This is a genomic window from Saccharopolyspora ipomoeae (assembly GCF_029952525.1).
In the GTDB taxonomy this organism is placed as follows: Bacteria; Actinomycetota; Actinomycetes; order Mycobacteriales; family Pseudonocardiaceae; genus Saccharopolyspora; species Saccharopolyspora ipomoeae.
On record NZ_JASAOF010000003.1, the window covers coordinates 556868 to 574815 of the forward strand.

Sequence of the window (17948 nt, forward strand, 5' to 3'; positions counted from 1 at the left end):
ACTTCGAGTTAGCTGGAGGTCAAGGGGATTTTTCGATCAGCAGCAGCGCTGCCCGCGCCAAGCCTGCCGACCTTCGTTGACGGCGACCGCCGCGATGATCAGCGCCACCACCGGGTCGGCCCACGACCAGCCGAGGAGGCTGTTGAGTACCAGTCCGAGCAGCAGCACCCCGGACAGGTAGGTGCACAGCAGGGTCTGCTTCGAGTCGGCGACGGCGCTGGCCGATCCCAGTTCCCGGCCCGCCCGCCGTTGCGCGGTGGACAGCAGCGGCATGATCACCAGTGATAGGGAAGCGACCACGATTCCGGCCGTGGAGTGCTCGGCGGAGCCGGCACCGAGCAGGGAGCGAACGGATTCGACCGCGACGTAGGCGGCGAGCGCGAAGAACGACACGGCGATGACCTTCAGCGCGGTGCGCTCGCGGGCTTCGGGGTCGGTTCCGGAGAACTGCCAGGCGACGGCTGCGGCGGAGGCGACCTCGATGACCGAGTCGAGGCCGAATCCGATCAGCGCGGTGGAGGACGCGGCGGCCCCGGCGGCGATGGCCACGACGGCTTCGATCACGTTGTAGGTGATCGTCGCTGCCACCAACCAGCGGATCCGTCGCTGCAGGGAGAGACGTCGGGGTTCGGCGATCGTGGTCGCTGAGGGCGCCCGAGAGCGGTCGGCGCAGCACGGGTCTGCGCAGGTGTCCTTGCTGGCCCGCCGGGAGGCCGGGTCGTCACTCATGCCGACCTCCGTCGGGGAGCGCCTCGACGCCGTAGTTCGGGCAGAGCGCCGCGGCGTTGCCGGTGGCGGCCAGGAGGGACTCAGCCGAGGCCAGCAGGTCGATCAGTTCGGGCCTGGCCAGGGAGTAGAACACCTGCCTGCCCTGCGGGCGACCGTCGACGAGGCCGCAGTCGCGCAGGCACGCGATGTGCGCCGACACCGTCGACTGGGCCAGGCCGAGCCGGCCCACCAGGTCGGCGACCCGGGCTTCACCTTCAGCGAGGTGCCGCACGATGGCCAGCCGAGTGCCGTCGGAGAGGCTGTGGAACAGGGCCACGGCGGAGTCGACTCCGGCCTGATCGATCGTCATACGACGATGATAGCGCTCTTCGACGATACATTGATCAACCGAGGCGCTGCGCGCACGCGAGCTGGGTCAGGTAGCGCTTGGTGATGGTGCCGCCGCCCTCCTCGACGCAGCGTCCGATGCAGGTCAGGAGCTGCTCGCGCGCCGACTCCGGCATCGCCCGGTGACCCGAGTAGGTCATCAGCAGATCCAGGTACTGCTCTTCCGCGTAGGCCACCTCCCACTCGTAGCGGTGGAACTCCGGTCGGCTGAACCGGCCCGAGCGGTAGAACTCCTCCGGATCCTGAGCGATCTCGTCCGCGGTGGGGAGGCGCCGCCCGGGTTCGGTGAGGGGGTCGAACCGCTCGTAGCAGCGCTGGATCCGGGTGAAGGACTCCTCGCTGCCACCCGCGATGTGGTGCGTCGACACCACCGCCAGGACGCCTCGCGGACGCAGCGCGTCGGCGGCCTTGACCATGCGCAGCGCGGGGTCGAGCCAGTGGAACGAGGTCGCGGCCACCACGAGGTCGAACCCGACCGGCGGCAGCGCCCAGGTCTCGAAGTCCTCGACGACGACCCGAGCCGAGGGGTAGTCGTCCAGGTGCTCCCGGGCGATCTTCGCCATCTCCTCGCTCCGGTCGAGCGCGGTCAGCGCGAAACCCCTGCCCGCCAGCGGCACGCTCGCCTGCCCGGTGCCGCAGCCGATCTCGAGAACGCGGGCCCCTTCACCCACCGCGGCCGTGAGCACGTCGAACACCTGCGACGGATACCCCGGACGGCACCGGTCGTAGCGCTCGGCGTCCTCGCCGAACACCGAGCGCAGCCGCTCGCGGTCGCTCACCGAGCCATGTCCGAACCGCAGGCCATGCACGCAGTGTACGAAGGGGCGGCGGTGTTGACAGGAAGGTTCCCACGCTCCCGCCCGAAGGCGTCAGCGAACGCGGTCGCCTTTCCGCCACACCGCGTGGGTGAGGGGAACACCAGGCCGATACGCGAGCCAGGTCGCGCTCGGGGCGTCCAGTACCTGCAGGTCTGCGCGGGAGCCGGGGCTCAGCACCCCGACCGCGCCGTCGCCGGTCTCGCGCCGCAGAGCGCGCGCCCCTCCCCAGGTGGCGGCGCGCACGGCTTCGGCGACGCTCATCCGCATCTGCAGCACCGCGGTCGCCACGCAGAACGCCATCGACGAGGTGTAGGACGAGCCGGGGTTGCAGTTGCTGGCGAGGGCGACGGTGGCTCCCGCGTCCAGCAGCGCGCGGGCGTCCGGGAGGGGCTGGCGGGTCGACAGGTCGCAGGCCGGCAGCAGCGTCGCGACGGTGTCGGAGTTCACGAGCGCGTCGACGTCGGCGGAGGTCAGGTGAGTGCAGTGGTCGACGCTGGCCGCGTCCAGCTCGACCGCCAGCGCCACCCCGGGTCCCGGCCCGAGCTGGTTGCCGTGGACCCGCAGTCCCAGGCCGCGCTTCCGGGCTGCTGTCAGCACTCGCCGGGATTGGGCGGCGTCGAAGGCACCTTCCTCGCAGAACACGTCGCACCAGCCGACGTGCTCCCCCACGGCGTCGAGCATTTCCCCGCACACCAGGTCCACGTAGTCGTCCGAGTCGGTCCCCGGGGGCACGAGGTGCGCGCCGAGGAACGTGACCTCGTCGGCGATGGCGGCGGCGACCTGGGCCGACCGCAGTTCGTCGGCGACCGTCAGCCCGTACCCGGTCTTGGTCTCCACGCACGTCGTGCCCTGGGAGGCCGCTTCGTCGACGTGGCGGCGGAGGGTGTCGGCGAGTTCCGCGTCCGAGGCTCGCCTGGTGGCATCGACGGTGACCGCGATCCCGCCCGCCCGGTAGGGCTGTCCGGACATGCGGGCGGCGAACTCGGCGGTGCGATCGCCGGCGAAGACGAGGTGTGTGTGGCTGTCCACCCAGCCCGGCAGGACCGCCCGCCCGCCGACGTCCACGCGCTCATCGGCGTCGGGGACGTCCCGGGCGGACCCGACCCAGACGATCCGGTCGTCCTCGACGACCAGCGCGGCGTCGGTGCGGGTCCCGAGCTCGTCGTCGTGGGTGGTGAGTTCACCTATCCCAGTGATAACAGTGGCTGCCATTGTTGACCATTTCCTCACGTTCGCAGTGCCGTGATGGATTCCCGCAGTTCACGTGCGGTGTCGATGTCGGTGTGGGCACCGTCGACGACCACCGTCCTGCCGTCGACGATCACCTCGCGCACGTCGGCGGCCCGCGCGACGGCCGGAACCGCCTCCGGCGCGACACCCGCCAACCGCGTCGAGTCGAGGTCGACCGCGACGAGATCCGCGCGGGCTCCCACTTCGAGCCGTCCCGCGTCGGGATGCCCCAGGGCCGCGTGCGCGGTGGCCATCGCCAGCAGCTCCCCCGGCGCGTGGTGGCCGCGCGTCTCGGTCGCCAACCGCTGGTAGGACTCCACGGCCTGCGCCTCGGCGAGCACGTCGATCACGGAGTGCCCGTCGCTGCCCAGCGACAGCGGGCTTCCCGCCACCGCCAGCGCCCCAGCAGGACCGATCCCATCGGCGAGATCGGCTTCGGTCGTCGGGCACAAGCACACCCCGGTCCCGCTCCCGCCCAGCAGGGCCACGTCCCGGGCCGCGAGGTGGGTGGCGTGCACGGCGGTGACGTCGTCACCGAGCGCGCCGCGCTCGGCCAGCAGCTGCGTCGGCGTCCGCCCGTGCGCGGCCAGGCACGCTTCGTTCTCGGCGCGCTGCTCGGACAGGTGGAGGTGCAGGGGAACCTTCCTGTCACGCGCCCACCCGGCGACCTCCTCGATCGCCTCGCCGGGCACCGCCCGCACCGAGTGCACGGCGGCCCCGGTCAGCACGCCGGTCGCGGTGAAGGACTCCGCGCGCTCACCCCAGCGGCTCGCGTCGCCGTCGGAGAACCTCCGCTGCACCGGATCGAGCTCGCGGCCGAAACCGCCGGTGAGGTAGCAGGTGTCGAGCAGCGTCAAGCGGATCCCGGCGTCGCGGGCGGCGTGCGCCAGGGCGTGGCTCATCGCGTTCGGGTCGCGGTAGCGGGAGCCCCCGGGTGCGTGGTGCAGGTAGTGGAACTCGCCGACGCCGGTGATGCCGGCCTGCACCATCTCCGCGTAGACGCCGCGGGCGAGCAGGTAGTAACCGTCCGGGTCGAGCCGCTCCGCGACCCGGTACATCCGCTCCCGCCAGGTCCAGAACGTGCCGCGGGCGCTGTCCCCGCGCAGCGCCCGGTGGAAGGCGTGCGAGTGCGCGTTGGCCAGGCCGGGCAGCACCAGCCCGGGAAGCCGTCGCGCCCCGCCCGGCGCCTCACCTCGCCGCACCGCCGTGATCCGGCCCGATTCGACCTCGAACAGCACGTCCTGGCAGAGACCTTCGGGCAGCCACGCCCACGCGCACCAGAACATCCCCTTCACCCCGCCAGCTCGGCCAGGACGCGGGCCAGGGCATGGGAACCTTCCTCGCAGTCCTCGGCGGTCGCGTGCTCTTCGGGGGCGTGGCTGACGCCGGTGGGGTTGCGCACGAACAGCATCGCCGTCGGTGTCTCGGCCGCGAGCACTCCCGCGTCGTGGCCGGCGCCGGTGGGGAGGATCGGTGCGTCGTCGAGAACTCCGCGCAGCCGGTCGCGCAGCGTCGGGTCGAAGTGGACGGTGTCGCCGAAGGATTCCTCGACGACGTCGAGCTGGCAGCCTTCCTGCCAGGCGAATTCCCTCGCCTGCTCGGTCAGGTCGTCGACCAGGGACCGCGCTCCGCGGGGCGCGCGGGCGTCGAGGTGAACGTCCACTGAGGACGCGATGACGTTGGTGCCGCCCGGGGTGGGGACCAGTCGGCCGACGGTGGCGCGACCGTCCCGCGTCGCCTCGGCCGCGCTGCGGGCGGCGAGGACGAGCCGGGCGGCGGGAATCATCGGATCGTGGCGGTCGTCGATGAGGGTGGCGCCCGCGTGGTTCCCCTGACCGCGGAACCGGAACCGCCACCTGCCGTGGCCGAGGATCGAGTCGGCGACCGCGACCGGCCGGTCCAGGTCGATCAGTCCCTTGCCCTGCTCGACGTGCAGTTCCACGAAGGTCCCGATGCGACCGAGGGCACCGTCATCCCGGCCGATGCGGGCCGGGTCCGCGCCGAAGGTTCCCATCGCTTCGGCGAAGGTGAGCCCGTCGGCGTCGCGCAGACCGCGAGCGCGATCCGGGTGGATGGTTCCCGTCATCAACCGCGAGCCCAGGCAGGGGATGCCGAACCGGCCGCCTTCCTCCTCGGCGAAGACGATCAGCGCCAGCGGTGCGCGCGGCTGAAATCCGCGTTCCCGCAGCAGGTCCACGGCTTCCAGCGCGCTGACGACGCCGAGCGGGCCGTCGAAGGCCCCGCCGCCGGGCACCGAGTCGAGGTGGCTTCCGGTGACGACCGCTCCCGGGCCTGGCCGTCCCCACCAGGCCCAGATGTTGGTGTTGGCGTCGGTTTCCACCGCGAGCCCGCGCCGCTCGGCCTGCTCGACGAACCATTCGCGCAGGGTCCGCTCGGCGTCGTCGAAGACGTGCCGCGAGTAACCGCCGCGCCGCCGGTCGGCGCCGATGCCGGCGAGGTCGTCCAGCCCGCTCATCGCCCCACCAGCGGAGTCCGCACGCCGCGCTGCGCGGCGACCTCCTCGGCGCGTTCGTATCCGGCGTCGACGTGCCGGATCACCCCCATGCCGGGGTCGTTGGTGAGCACGCGTTCGAGCTTGCGAGCCGCGAGCTCGGTGCCGTCGGCGACCGTGACCTGGCCGGCGTGCAGGGAACGCCCCATGCCGACTCCACCGCCGTGGTGCAGCGACACCCAGGTGGCGCCGGACGCGGTGTTGACCAGGGCGTTGAGCAGCGGCCAGTCGGCGACGGCGTCGGAGGAGTCGGCCATCGCCTCGGTCTCCCGGTAGGGGGAGGCGACGGAGCCGCAGTCGAGGTGGTCGCGCCCCAGGACGACGGGGGCGGCGAGTTCACCGGAGGCGACCATCTCGTTGAACCGCAGGCCCGCGGCGGCGCGTTCGCCGTAGCCGAGCCAGCAGATCCGGGCGGGCAGGCCGTGGAAGGGAACCTTCCTGTCAGCCAGCCGCAGCCAGCGGGCGAGGTGCTCGTCGTCGCCGAAGAGTTCCAGCACGGCCTTGTCGGTCTTGGCGATGTCGGCGGGGTCGCCGGACAGCGCAGCCCAGCGGAAGGGGCCTTTTCCTTCGCAGAACAGCGGCCGGATGTAGGCGGGGACGAAGCCCGGGTAGGCGAAGGCCCGGTCGTATCCGGCGAGCTGGGCCTCACCGCGCAGCGAGTTGCCGTAGTCGAAGACCTCGGCGCCGGCGTCGAGGAATCCGACCATCGCTTCGACGTGCTGGGCCATGGATTCCCGCGCGCGGGTGGTGAACTCGTCGGGTTTGCGCGCGGCGTAGTCGGCCCAGTCGTCCAGTTCCACGCCGAGCGGCAGGTAGGACAGCGGGTCGTGGGCGGAGGTCTGGTCGGTGACGATGTCGGCGGGCACGCCGCGGCGCAGCATCTCGGGCAGCAGGTCGGCGGCGTTGCCGATGACGGCGACCGAGTGGGCGCGGCGGTCGCGCTTGGCGGCGACGGCCTTGTCGATGGCCTCGTCGAGGGAGTCGGCGACCTCGTCGAGGTAGCCCTGCCGGGCGCGGCGGTGGGCGCGTTCCGGGTCGCATTCGACGACGAGCGCGGCCCCTTCGTTCATGGTGATCGCCAGCGGCTGCGCGCCGCCCATCCCGCCGAGCCCGGCGGTGACGGTGAGGGTTCCGGCGAGCGTTCCGCCGAAGCGCTTGGCCGCGATGGCCCCGAACGTCTCGTAGGTGCCTTGGAGGATCCCTTGCGTGCCGATGTAGATCCAGGATCCGGCGGTCATCTGGCCGTACATCATCAGGCCGAGCTCGTCGAGGCGGCGGAACTCGCTCCAGTTCGCCCAGTCGCCGACGAGGTTGGAGTTGGCGATGAGCACCCTCGGCGCCCACTCGTGGGTCTGCAGGACGCCGACGGGTTTGCCGGACTGCACCAGCAGGGTTTCGTCGTCGCGCAGCGTCGTGAGCTCCCGGACGATGGCGTGGTAGCTGGGCCAGTTGCGGGCGGCTTTGCCGGTCCCGCCGTAGACGACGAGGTCGTGGGGGCGTTCGGCGACGTCGGGGTCGAGGTTGTTCTGCAGCATCCGCAGCGGCGCTTCGGTGCTCCAGCTGCGGGCGGTCAGCGTCGTGCCGCGCGGGGCTCGCACGTCGGTCATCGATCCCTCCCTGCGTCGGCGGCGGCGAGGACGTCGCCGCCGCGGATGAGTTCTTCGGCCGCCGCGATCTCGGGGGCGACGTGCCGGTCGGGTCCGGGGCCGGGCACGCGGGTGCGGAGCAGGTCGCGGACCGCCCCGGTGGCGGGTCCGGGGTCCAGCGGTGCGCGCAGGTCGAGGGCTCGGGCGGCGGTGAGCAGTTCGACGGCGAGCACGGTGGTGAGGCCGTCGACGGCGCGGCGGAGCTTGCGGGCGGCGGACCAGCCCATGGACACGTGGTCTTCCTGCATGGCGCTGGTGGGGATGGAGTCGACGGAGGCGGGCGCGGCGAGGCGCTTGAGCTCGGAGACGATCCCGGCCTGGGTGTAGTGGGCGATCATGTGCCCGGAGTCGACGCCGGGGTCGTCGGCGAGGAACGCCGGGAGACCGTGGGAGCGGGCGACGTCGAGCATCCGGTCGGTGCGCCGGTCGCAGATGCTGGCCACGTCGGCCAGGGCGATGGCCAGGAAGTCGAGGACGTACCCGAGCGGGGCGCCGTGGAAGTTGCCGTTGGATTCGATGCGCCCGTCGGGCAGCACCACGGGGTTGTCGATGGCGGCCGCGAGTTCGCGGTCGGCGACGGTTTCGGCGTGGCCGGCGGTGTCGCGGGCGGCGCCGTGGACCTGCGGCGAGCAGCGCAGCGAGTAGGCGTCCTGGACGCGCGGGCAGTCGGGGCCGCGGTGGCTGGCGACGATGGGCGAGCCTGACAGGAAGGCGGCCATCCTCGCGGCCGAGACGGCTTGGCCGGGGTGCGGGCGGAGCGCCTGCAGGTCGGCGGCGAAGGGACGATCCGTCCCCAGCAGGGCTTCGACGCTCATGGCGGCGGTGAGGTCGGCGACGTCGATGAGGTCGCCGATGTCGCGCAGGGCGAGCACCAGCATGCCGAGCATGCCGTCGGTGCCGTTGGTGAGCGCGAGACCTTCTTTCTCGGCGAGCGCGACGGGGGTGATCCCGGCGTCGGCGAGGGCGTCGGCGGCGGGGCGCTGTCGTCCTTCGGCGTCGAGGACGTCGCCTTCTCCGGTGAGGGCGAGGGCAACCGTGGCGAGGGGCGCGAGGTCTCCGGAGCAGCCGAGCGAGCCGTGCTCGTGGACGAGGGGAACGATTCCGGCGTTGAGCATCGCGGCCAGGGCGTGGGCGGTTTCGGGCCGGACGCCGGTGCGGCCGGTGGCGATGGTGTGCAGGCGCAGCAGCATCTGGGCGCGCACGACTTCGGGTTCGACGACGTGGCCCGCCCCGGCGGCGTGGGAGCGGACGAAGGATTGCTGCAAGGCCGCCCTTCTGCCACTGGGGATGTGGCGCACGGCCAGGGCTCCGAAGCCGGTGGAGACGCCGTAGACGGGTCGTTCCTCGGCTGCCAGCGCGTCGATGTGCTTGCGGGTGTCGGCGATGCCCTGTTCGGCGAGTTCGCTGAGCCGCACCGGGGTTCCGCCGCGTGCGACGGAGACGACCTCGGCTCGCGTGAGCGGCTGCGGGCCGATGAACAACTCGTTGTGCATGTCTCCATCCCAGCTCGCGGAAGCTCCTGGCAGAAGCCCTGATGGTGGGTCTCTGTCTGGGATGTCAGACTCCGGGCGTGGGCGAGAGCAGCGATGTGCCCGCGCTGCGGCGCGGGTTGGCGATCCTGCGGGGGCTGGCCGGGAGGGCGGGGCCGGTGTCGGCTGGGGTGTTGGCCCGCGAGCTGGATCTGCCGAGGTCGACGACGTACCACCTGCTGGCGGAGCTGGTGGCGGGTGGTTTCGTGGTGCACCTGCCGGAGGAGCGCCGCTACGGGCTGGGGGTGGCGGTGTTCGAGCTGGGTTCGGCGTATCTGCGGCACGATCCGCTGGAGCGCCTGGCGGGGCCGATCTTGCGGCGGCTGGTGGACCGGGTGGGGCGCGCGGCTCAGCTCGGGGTGTTGCGCGGGGGCGAGCTGCTGTACCTGATCAAGGAGCGCCCTTCGCAGCCGCAGACGCTGGTCACCGATGTCGGTGTGCGGTTGCCTGCGCAGCTGCCTGCGTCGGGGCGGGCGATGTTGGCTCATCTCCCGGCGGCGCAGGTGCGCGCGATGTTCCCTTCTTCCGAGCGCTTCGTGCTGCGCACGGATCGGGGGCCGCGCAGCCTGCCGGAGTTGCGGCGGTTGCTGGCCGAGGAGCGGCGCCGAGGCTGGGCGGTGGAGGACGGTGTCATCACGCCGGGTTTCGCGTCGGTGGCGTGCCCGGTCTTCGATCACACGACGCGTCCCATCGCGGCGATCGGGGTGACCTTCCGGCATTCCTGCGAGGGGCCGGGGTGCGGTGAGACGTGGCCGAACCTGGCCGAGGAGGTGGGGCGTGCGGCCGCCGAGCTCACGTCGCGGATCAGCGGCCGCACGGCGTGACCGGCCACCGCTGGGGTGGCCGGTCGATCGAGGTCAGAGACCGACCGTGGCGATGAATTCCTTGGCGACGTCGGCGGGATTGGCCTTGTCGACTTCGAGCCGCTTGTTGAGCTCGGTGAGCTTGTCGGTGGTCAGGGCCCGGGAGACCTTGTTGAGGACGTCGGCCTGGGGCGGGGTGAGCTTGCCCTTGCCCGCCAGGGGGACGACGTTCTGGGCGGGGAACATGTTCTTCGGGTCGTCGAGCTTGACCAGGTCGTTGGTGGCGATCTGCGACGAGGTGGTGAACAGGTTGGCGACCTGGATCTCACCGGCGGTCAGCGCGTTGACGGTGATCGTGCCGGCTTCGACGCTGCGGATCTCCTTGAAGGTGCAGCCGTAGTCGCGAGCGATCGTGGTCTCCCACCGCGATTTCCACTCGGCGGGGGCGCCGAGGACGAGTTCGCCGCAGCGCGGTCCGAGGTCGGCCATCGAGCGCAGGCCGCTGTCGGCGGTGGCGCGGGTGACGGTGAGGACGTCGGAGTCCTCGGCGGGTGACTGCTCGAGGAGTTCCATGTCGGGGGCGACCTTGGTGTCGAGCTGGTCGTAGACCTGCTGGGATTCGGTGGCGGTCGAGGCCGGGTCGAGGAACTGCAGCAGGTTGCCGGTGTATTCGGGGACGAGGGTGAGTTCTCCGTTGCGGACGGCGTTGACGTAGAACTCGCGGGCACCGATGCGGGGTCTCGTCTGCACGTCGGCCCCGGTGGTCTTGAGGGCTTCGGCGTAGACGTGCATGAGCAGTTCGCTCTCGGCGAAGTCAGCGGAGCCGACGACCACCTGGCCGCCCTGCGCCTTGTTGGCTTCCAGGGGGTCTTGCGATCCGCAGCCGGTGAGCAGCACCGCCGCGGCGGCGGCCAGGGCCAGGAGTCGTTTCATCGATCGTTTCCTCCTCGTCGGGCGGCCAGGGTCAGACCGCGGGGTACCACGAGCCGGGTCAGCCCGGCCAACGCCAGATCGAGCAGGACGGCCAGGACCGCGATGACGATCGCCGCGGAGGCCATCTGGGCGTAGTCGCTGATCTTGAGCCCGTCGAGCAGGATGCGTCCGAGCCCGCCGAGACCGACGTAGGCGGCGACGGCGGCGGTGGCCACGACCTGCAGCATCGCGCTGCGGATGCCGCCGAGCACCAGCGGCAGCGCGGTCGGCAGCTCCACCTGCCACAGCACTTGGGCGGGCCGCATTCCCATTCCCCGTGCGGCGTCGACGGCGTCGGCGGGCGCGTTGCGCACGCCCGCGTAGGCGCCGGAGAGGATCGCCGGGATCGCGAGGATCACCAGGCCGGCGAGCGCGGGGGTGACGCCGAGCCCGAACCCGAGCACCAGCAGGGTGACGACGCCGAGCGTGGGCAGCGCCCGCATCGCGTTGCCGAAGGCCACCACGAGCACCGAACCCCGCCCGGTGTGTCCGATGTAGACGCCGAGGGGGATGGCGATGAGGGCGGCGACGAGGACGGACACGACGCAGTAGTAGAGGTGCAGCAGCGTCTGCGCGGGGATGCCGTCCGGTCCGCTCCAGTGCGCGGGGTCGGTCAGCCACGCGATCATCTCGCCGATCATGACCGCGTCCACGGGGTCGCGAGTCGCCACAGCAGCACGAGCACCAGGTCCACCACCAGGGCGAGCAGGAGCGTCAGCACGATGCCGATGACGATCTGCTCGGGGTAGTCGCGTTGGAATCCGTCGGTGAAGAGCCGTCCGAGCCCGCCGATGCCGACGAGGGCGCCGACGCTGACGAGGCTGATGTTGCTCACCGACGCCACCCGCACGGAAGCGGCGAGAACCGGCACTGCCAGGGGCAGTTCGACGGCGAGCAGCCGCCTGCCGGGCCGGTATCCCATCGCGGTGGCGGCGGCGACGATGTGGCCGGGAACCGAGTCGAGGGCGTCGCGCACCGGCCGCACCAGCAGCGCCGCGGTGTACAGGGTGAGGGCGATGATGACGTTGAGCGGCGACAGCAGAGGGGTTCCCATCAGCCCGGGCAGGATCACGAACAGCGCCAGGGAAGGGATGGTGTAGAAGACGTTGGCGATGTTCTGCAGGGCTTCGCGGAGCCAGCCGACGCGCTGCGCTAGGCGCCCCAGCGGCAGCGCGATCAGCACGCCGAGCAGCAGCGGGAGCAGCGACAGGTAGAGGTGCTGGCCGAGCTGGGTGATCACCAGTTCCCGGTTGCTCGGCGACCCGAAGAAGTCGATCATGTCGCCGCCCGCTGCCGGTCGAGCAGCGACAGCACCTCGTCGGCGGTGACCACGCCGACCACACCGCCGTCGGAGGCCACGACGACACCGAGTCCTGAGGGCGCGGACAGCGCCGCGTCCAGGGCGCCACGAAGGTTCCCGTGCTCCACGTGCAGCGATCCGCCCGCCACCAGCGCCTGCTCGTCGAGCGCCTCACCGGCGTCGGTGCCCGGGGGCAGCCAGCCGCGAGGGCGGTTCCCCTCATCCACCGCGAGCCGCCAGTCGCGCGAGGAGGGGAACCTCTCTCCCACGCGGACCGTCGGGACCGGACGTGGCCGCAGACTCGTGGCGTCGGCGAAGGACAGCCTGCGGTAGCCGCGGTCGCGGCCGACGAAGGACGTCACGAAGTCGTCGGCGGGCGCGGCCAGCAGGTCGTCGGGGCGGGCGTACTGGGCGAGGTGGCCGCCTTGGCGCAGGACGGCGACCTTCTCGCCGAGCTTGATGGCCTCGTCGATGTCGTGGGTGACGAACAGGACGGTCTTGCCCAGCTCGTCCTGCAGCCGCAGCAGTTCGTCCTGCAGCCCTTCGCGGACGACGGGGTCGACGGCGCTGAAGGGTTCGTCCATGAGCAGCACCGGCGGGTCGGCGGCCAGGGCGCGGGCCACGCCGACGCGCTGCTGCTGCCCGCCGGACAGCTGCGCCGGGTAGCGCTTGCCGAGGTCGGCGGGGAGTCCGACCAGGTCGAGGAGTTCACCGGCGCGGTCGCGGGCGGCGCGGCGGGTTTCCCCGGCGAGCAGCGGGACGGTGGCGATGTTGTCGATGACGGTGCGGTGCGGGAACAGCCCGGCCTGCTGGATGACGTAGCCGATGCCGCGGCGCAGCTGCGCGGGATCGCGGTCGCGCACGTCCGTGCCGTCGACGGACACGGTGCCCGAGGAGGGGTCGATCATGCGGTTGACCATCCGCATGAGGGTCGTCTTGCCGCAGCCGGAAGGCCCCACCAGCACGGTGATGGTTCCCGTCTCGACGGACAGGCTGAGCTCATCGACGGCGACGGTGCCGTTCGGGTACTGCTTTCGGACAGCTCGGAACTCGATCAAGCGAGCCCCCTCTCGCGCGGGTCCCCCAAACGCGGCCGACCCTAGCCGGGCGCGTCACTCACCGCGATCTCCTGAGATCGATGCGTGATCTGCTCCCATGATGCGGGAAGTGCCTGCGCGTTGAACCATTCACGACGACACGAACGTTCCCGTCGCCGCATTCGGGCACCGATTAGGCTGTGCATTCCCATGGACAACGCCCCCTCATCCAGCGCCCCTTCCGCCGGCAACCCGTCGTCCGGCGGCCCGGCATCCGGCGGCCCGGCATCCGGCGCTGCGTCAGACGTTCCCCCGATCGAAGCCGTCCGCGAGCTGCGCGCCGAGCAGGGCCTGCTGGGCCACCAGGTGCGTCGCGTGCTGGCCGAGCTCACCACCGCCGCGCGCTCGCTGGACGAGCTGATCCGGCGCACCGGGGTGTCGCGCCGCACCGTCGAGCAGGTGCTCGCCGCGGCCGGTGCCGACGTCGACGAGCGCGGCGGCGCGTTCTGCATCAAGGACTCCCTCCTCCCGCAGTACCGGCGGGAGCTGGACCTCGACGCGCTGCCGGTGGTGCGGGAGGAAAGCGACCTCGATGCCGGTGCGCTGGAGGCGATGGCCGGTTTCGTGGCGTCCGGGCCCCGACCGGAATCGGCGCTGGACCACGTGACGGCCACACCGGAGACGGCGTTGCGCCGGGCGATGTGGTTGCGCGACCACTACGACCTGGACGGCCGGAAGGTGCTGTGCCTGGGCGACCACGACCTGACGTCGCTGGCGCTCGCGCTGGTGGCGCCGTCGGCCGAGGTGCGGGTGGTGGACCTCGACGAGCGGGTGCTGCGGCACATCGACTCGGTCGCCGCCGAGCGCGGTTTTCCCATCGTCACCACCCACGCCGACCTGCGGTTCGGGTTGCCGCCGACGTTGGAGGGCTGGGCCGACGCGGTGTTCACCGACCCGCCCTACACCCCGGAGGGCATCGGCCTGTTCGCGACGCGGGCCGCCGAGTGCCTGGCGCCGGGGAACGGCCGCCTGTTCCTGGCCTACGGCTGCAGCCCGCGCACCCCGGCGTTGGGCTGGAAGGTCCAGCAGGAGCTGATGCGACTGGGGTTCGTGTTCGAGGCGATCCTGCCGCAGTTCAACCGCTACTACGGGGCGCAGGCCATCGGCAGCGCCAGCGACCTGTACGTGTGCCTGCCGACGGCGCGCACCCGCAAGCTGGCGCTGCGCCAGGACCAGGCGATCTACACCCACGGCCCGCAGTCGGTGGAGGCCGCCGGTGACACGCCGGAGGCCTTGCCGCAGGCCGCGGCGGAGCGGCTCGGCGCACCGGTCGCCGAGCTGCGGCGGGCGAGCTGGGCGCGGCCGGTGCGGGAGTCGGGACCGGTGGCGTTCGACCTGCGGGCTGATCCGGGCCCGTGGCTGCTGCGGATGCTGCTGGCCTGCGGTGCGCAGAAGGTCGCCTTCGTGCTGGGGAACAACCACCCGGACGTGACCAGCGAACGCGCCCAGTCCGAGCTGCGGGACCTGGTGGCGGCCAAGTACCGGTTGGCGCTGCACCGCAGCACCCCGGACGGCAAGCACGCGATCGTGGTCGCCGAACGACCGGGAACCGAAGCGGCCGAGGAGTCGGCGGCCGGTTTCCTGCTGCAGCGCGTCCACGGCAAGCTCGGCAACGTCTGGCGGGAGGCGCTCATCGCGGGATCCGGGGACCTCACCAAGCGGCAGGCGCGCGAGAAGGTCGCGGAGCTGGCGCCGCACCCGCGGGACCTGGAGCTGCGGTTGATCGACCTGCCCCGGCACCGCATCGCCGACGTGCTGCGCGCGATGCGGTGAGCGCGGGTCACGGGACGGTGAGCGGCCCGTCGGCGAGCATCTCGCGGAACTTCGGCGCGGGGATCGCGCCGGAGAAGAGCCACCCCTGGTAGGCCTCGACGCCGACACCGCGCAGCAGCCGGAACTGGGTGGCGTCCTCGACGCCTTCGGCGACGCACTGCCGGTCCATCGCGTAGGCCATGTCGACGACGGCGCGGGCGACGGCGAAGTCGGAGGCGTCGCCGCCGACTCCGGCGACGAACCGCCGGTCGACCTTGATGATCTGCGCGGGCAGGTCCTTCAGGCGCGCCAGAGACGAGTAACCGGTGCCGAAGTCGTCGACGGCGAACCGGACGCCGCGGGAGACGAGTTCGCCCATCTCGTGGCGGGTGCGGGAGGGCAGGTCGACGAGCGAGGTCTCGACGAGTTCGAGGATCACCCGGTCCCAGGCGATGCCGGTCTCGGCGACGATGTCGGCGACGGAGTCGACGAAGTCGGGGCCGCCGGGCACGAGGCCGGCGAGGTTGACCGCGATGCTGACGGGCCGGCCGTTGCGGACCGGCCAGGACGCGGCTTCGCGCAGCGCGGTGCGCAGCACCCAGCGGTCGAGTTCGCGCAGCAGGTCGCCTTGTTCGGCCACCGGCAGGAACGCGTCGGGCGAGAGCATGCCGCGTTCGGGGTGCGGCCAGCGGATCAGCGCTTCGGCGCTGACCACGGTGCCTTCGGCGTCGACGACGGGCTGGTAGTGCAGGGCCAGGCCGTCGTTGCTGAGCGCTTCGCGCAGCTGCCCTTCGAGGTGGAGCTGGCGGTCGGCGGCGGCCATCAGCGCGGGGCTGGCGAGCGAGACCTTGCCGGTGCCGCGGCGTTTGGCCTCGAACATGGCGGCGTCGGCGAAGCGCAGCAGGTCTTCGCCGCCGGCGCCGGAGCCGTTGGGCACGGCCGCGCCGATCGAGGACGACACGCGGACCAGCTGTCCGTGCACGGGCACGGCGGTGCGCAGCAACGCGGAGACGCGGGTGGCGAGCTGGTCGACGCCGCCGCTGGCCTCGACGTCGGAGCAGATGATGACGAATTCGTCGCCGGACAACCGGGCGGGGGTGCAGCCCTCGGGCAGGCCCCCTTCGAGGCGTCGGGCCAGGGCGACGAGCAGTTCGTCGCCCGCGTCGTGGCCGAGGGAGTCGTTGACCCGCTTGAAGTTGTCGATGTCGCAGAACAGCACGGCGATGCCGGGTGAGTCGGCGCGTCCCAGCAGGCGGCCGAGGAGGTCCTTGACGGCGGTGCGGTTGGGCAGTCCGGTCAGGTCGTCGTGGGTGGCCTGGTACCGGAGGGCTTCGGCGGCGCGGCGGCGTTCGGTGATGTCCTGGAACACCACGAGCCAGAACTCGGTGCCGTCGTCCTGCACGGAGCTGGAGGTGTGCAGTTCGCAGTAGACGGGTTCGCCGTCGGCGCGGACCATGACGCGCTGCGGTGCGCGGCGGCGGAACCCGGAGGGCTCGTCGGGCGCGGGCAGGCTGGGATCGACCTCGTCGGGGTGGGTGATGTCGCGGATGCTGAGCCCGCGCATCTGGTCGAGCCGGTACCCGAGGAGTTCGCAGAGGGCTTCGTTGGCGTTGACGAGCCGTTCGGAGCGGTCGAACAGGCCGATGCCGACGGGGGTGATGTTGACCAGGTCGGAGAAGCGCTGGCTGGAGCGTTCCATCCGGGTGACGACGGCCCGCTGCTCGGTGACGTCCTGCGCGGTGCCGACCAGCAGGTCCCTGCCGTCGGCGTCGGCGATGCGGGTGCCGTGGATGCGCAGGATGCGGGTGCTGTCGGGGGTGCGCTGGTAGCGGTGCTCGATCTCGACCTGCTCGCCGCACTCGATGAGGGGCCGCCACGCCTGGCGCACCCATTCGCGGTCGTCGGGGTGAACGCGGTCGAGGTAGCGGTCGAAGGTGCCGGTGCTGCTGACGGGCTGGCCGAGGATCTCGTAGAGCATGCTCGACAGCCGCATGACGTTGGTGCGCGGATCGACTTCCCAGGTGCCGAGGCGGGCGATGCGCTGGGCGTCCTGCAGGCGGCGGCGTTCGTCGCGCAGCTGCCGTTCGAGCGCGCGGTGCTCGGTGACGTCCTGGACGGTGCCCTGCACGCGCACGATCTGCCCGGCGCGGTCGTACTCGGCGCGCCCGGTGCACAGGAAGATGCGGGTGCCGTGGAGGTTGCGGAGCTCGACTTCGAGGAGTTCCCCTTCGCGGGCGTTGAGCACGTCGGCGTAGAACTGGGCGGCGCGGTCGCGGTCGTCGGGGTGGGTCGTGGAGATCATCGCCGTGACGTCGTCGGCGTGGTCGGCGCCGCCCGCGCCGAGGAAGTCGGCGAGCAGCGGGCTTCGGTAGATGGCGCCGGTGTCCGGGTAGTAGACCCAGCTGGCGACCTTGGCGAGGCGTTGGGCGTCGATGAGCCAGTAGCGCTCTTCGGAGTCGCGCGGGCCGCCGGGCGCCTCGGGGCCGGTTCCGGTGAGGTCGGAGACGTCGACGAGCAGCGTGATCTGCAAGGTCTCGTCGTCGGGGTGCGGCCAGGTCTGCAGCCGCACGGGGGTGCGGCCGGAGGCGCCGACGAGCCAGGTCTCGCGGCCTTCGCGTTCGATGAGGTCGGCGAGCTTGCTGCCGACGAGTGCGCCGGGTGCGTCGTGCCCGGCCAGCGTGGCGGCCTGCGGGCTGGCTGCGACGACGAGGCCGTCTTCGGCGCTGAGCAGCGCCGGTGCGTCCGGCAGTGACAGGCCGTGCACGCGCGCCGGGGTGCCGGCCAGGCCGAGACCACCGGACGTCGGTGACATCCGGCTCCGCTCGCTCCGCTCGGTCAACTGCACCCCTCCTGCGTTGCAGCCGCGCAACGGCCGTCCACTCCGGCCCCGATGACCCATCATCGAGTGATGCGCGCCACAGCGAGTCGTATCGCAGACCCTACCGGTCCGCGCACGGCCGGTACCGCCATGGTGCCGGGACCTGAGGCCCGTTCCCTGAAGAGGTGACAGCCTTCGCCCGACATGATGACGCCGACTCACCAAAAACTTTCTGAAGTCGGTTCCGACGCCATCGACGAGTGGGGCCGGGAGAGCCCTGGAGGACTCTCCCGGCCCCACTCGATGCCGGTGTAGAACCTACCGCCGACCCACCGACGGGCGACAGGGTTCGTTG

15 protein-coding genes are annotated in these 17948 nt (G+C 71.9%); 2 read left to right on the forward strand and 13 right to left on the reverse strand.

Features of this window, described 5'->3' with window-relative positions:
* Nucleotides 1-36: 36 nt before the first annotated feature.
* The 8 genes from QFW96_RS09215 to hutH all read right to left on the reverse strand — a co-directional run bounded on the left by QFW96_RS09215 (nucleotide 37) and on the right by hutH (nucleotide 8815).
* Nucleotides 37-729 (reverse strand): cation efflux transmembrane domain-containing protein, encoded by a 693-nt coding sequence (locus QFW96_RS09215; protein WP_281455122.1) that lies wholly within the window; start codon nucleotides 727-729, stop codon nucleotides 37-39.
* Nucleotides 722-1078: an ArsR/SmtB family transcription factor gene (locus QFW96_RS09220; RefSeq protein WP_281455123.1), complete on the reverse strand. Its 357-nt coding sequence runs from the start codon at nucleotides 1076-1078 to the stop codon at nucleotides 722-724. The genes QFW96_RS09215 and QFW96_RS09220 overlap by 8 nt, the downstream gene beginning before the upstream one ends.
* Before the next feature lie 34 nt (nucleotides 1079-1112).
* Nucleotides 1113-1895, reverse strand: coding sequence for a class I SAM-dependent methyltransferase (locus QFW96_RS09225; protein ID WP_281455124.1), 783 nt, complete (start codon nucleotides 1893-1895; stop codon nucleotides 1113-1115).
* Nucleotides 1896-1985: 90 nt separating this feature from the next.
* Nucleotides 1986-3146 carry an imidazolonepropionase gene (gene hutI / locus QFW96_RS09230; RefSeq protein WP_281455125.1) on the reverse strand — a complete coding sequence of 387 codons (1161 nt, stop codon included), beginning with the start codon at nucleotides 3144-3146 and terminating at the stop codon, nucleotides 1986-1988.
* Nucleotides 3147-3160: 14 nt separating this feature from the next.
* Nucleotides 3161-4450 carry a formimidoylglutamate deiminase gene (locus QFW96_RS09235; protein WP_281455126.1) on the reverse strand — a complete coding sequence of 430 codons (1290 nt, stop codon included), beginning with the start codon at nucleotides 4448-4450 and terminating at the stop codon, nucleotides 3161-3163.
* A gap of 5 nt (nucleotides 4451-4455) precedes the next feature.
* Entirely contained in the window at nucleotides 4456-5640 is a 1185-nt protein-coding gene (locus tag QFW96_RS09240; RefSeq protein WP_281455127.1) for an allantoate amidohydrolase, read from the reverse strand.
* Nucleotides 5637-7283, reverse strand: coding sequence for a urocanate hydratase (gene hutU / locus QFW96_RS09245; RefSeq protein WP_281455128.1), 1647 nt, complete (start codon nucleotides 7281-7283; stop codon nucleotides 5637-5639). Before hutU ends, QFW96_RS09240 begins: the two co-directional genes overlap by 4 nt.
* Nucleotides 7280-8815, reverse strand: coding sequence for a histidine ammonia-lyase (gene hutH, locus QFW96_RS09250; RefSeq protein WP_281455129.1), 1536 nt, complete (start codon nucleotides 8813-8815; stop codon nucleotides 7280-7282). The genes hutU and hutH overlap by 4 nt, the downstream gene beginning before the upstream one ends.
* Before the next feature lie 77 nt (nucleotides 8816-8892).
* Between hutH and QFW96_RS09255 the strand changes: the two genes are divergently transcribed.
* Entirely contained in the window at nucleotides 8893-9675 is a 783-nt protein-coding gene (locus tag QFW96_RS09255) for an IclR family transcriptional regulator (protein ID WP_281455130.1), read from the forward strand.
* A 33-nt stretch (nucleotides 9676-9708) separates the two neighbouring features.
* On the opposite strand, the gene QFW96_RS09260 is transcribed toward QFW96_RS09255, so the two are convergent.
* The 4 genes from QFW96_RS09260 to QFW96_RS09275 are packed head-to-tail and all read right to left on the reverse strand — an operon-like array spanning nucleotide 9709 to nucleotide 12984.
* Entirely contained in the window at nucleotides 9709-10587 is an 879-nt protein-coding gene (locus QFW96_RS09260) for an ABC transporter substrate-binding protein (protein WP_281455131.1), read from the reverse strand.
* Nucleotides 10584-11267: an ABC transporter permease gene (locus QFW96_RS09265; RefSeq protein WP_281455186.1), complete on the reverse strand. Its 684-nt coding sequence runs from the start codon at nucleotides 11265-11267 to the stop codon at nucleotides 10584-10586. Before QFW96_RS09265 ends, QFW96_RS09260 begins: the two co-directional genes overlap by 4 nt.
* Nucleotides 11264-11905 (reverse strand): ABC transporter permease, encoded by a 642-nt coding sequence (locus QFW96_RS09270; RefSeq protein WP_281455132.1) that lies wholly within the window; start codon nucleotides 11903-11905, stop codon nucleotides 11264-11266. Before QFW96_RS09270 ends, QFW96_RS09265 begins: the two co-directional genes overlap by 4 nt.
* Nucleotides 11902-12984 carry an ABC transporter ATP-binding protein gene (locus QFW96_RS09275; protein WP_281455133.1) on the reverse strand — a complete coding sequence of 361 codons (1083 nt, stop codon included), beginning with the start codon at nucleotides 12982-12984 and terminating at the stop codon, nucleotides 11902-11904. The genes QFW96_RS09270 and QFW96_RS09275 overlap by 4 nt, the downstream gene beginning before the upstream one ends.
* Nucleotides 12985-13173: 189 nt before the next feature.
* Here QFW96_RS09275 and QFW96_RS09280 point away from each other — a divergent pair, with 189 nt between their 5' ends.
* Complete coding sequence (locus tag QFW96_RS09280; RefSeq protein WP_281455134.1) at nucleotides 13174-14796, forward strand: bis-aminopropyl spermidine synthase family protein; 1623 nt, start codon at nucleotides 13174-13176, stop codon at nucleotides 14794-14796.
* 7 nt (nucleotides 14797-14803) lie between these two features.
* Here the strand turns inward: QFW96_RS09280 and QFW96_RS09285 are convergent, their stop codons facing one another.
* Nucleotides 14804-17587, reverse strand: a complete 2784-nt coding sequence (locus QFW96_RS09285; RefSeq protein ID WP_281455187.1) for a bifunctional diguanylate cyclase/phosphodiesterase — start codon at nucleotides 17585-17587, stop codon at nucleotides 14804-14806.
* Between the last annotated feature and the right edge of the window lie 361 nt (nucleotides 17588-17948).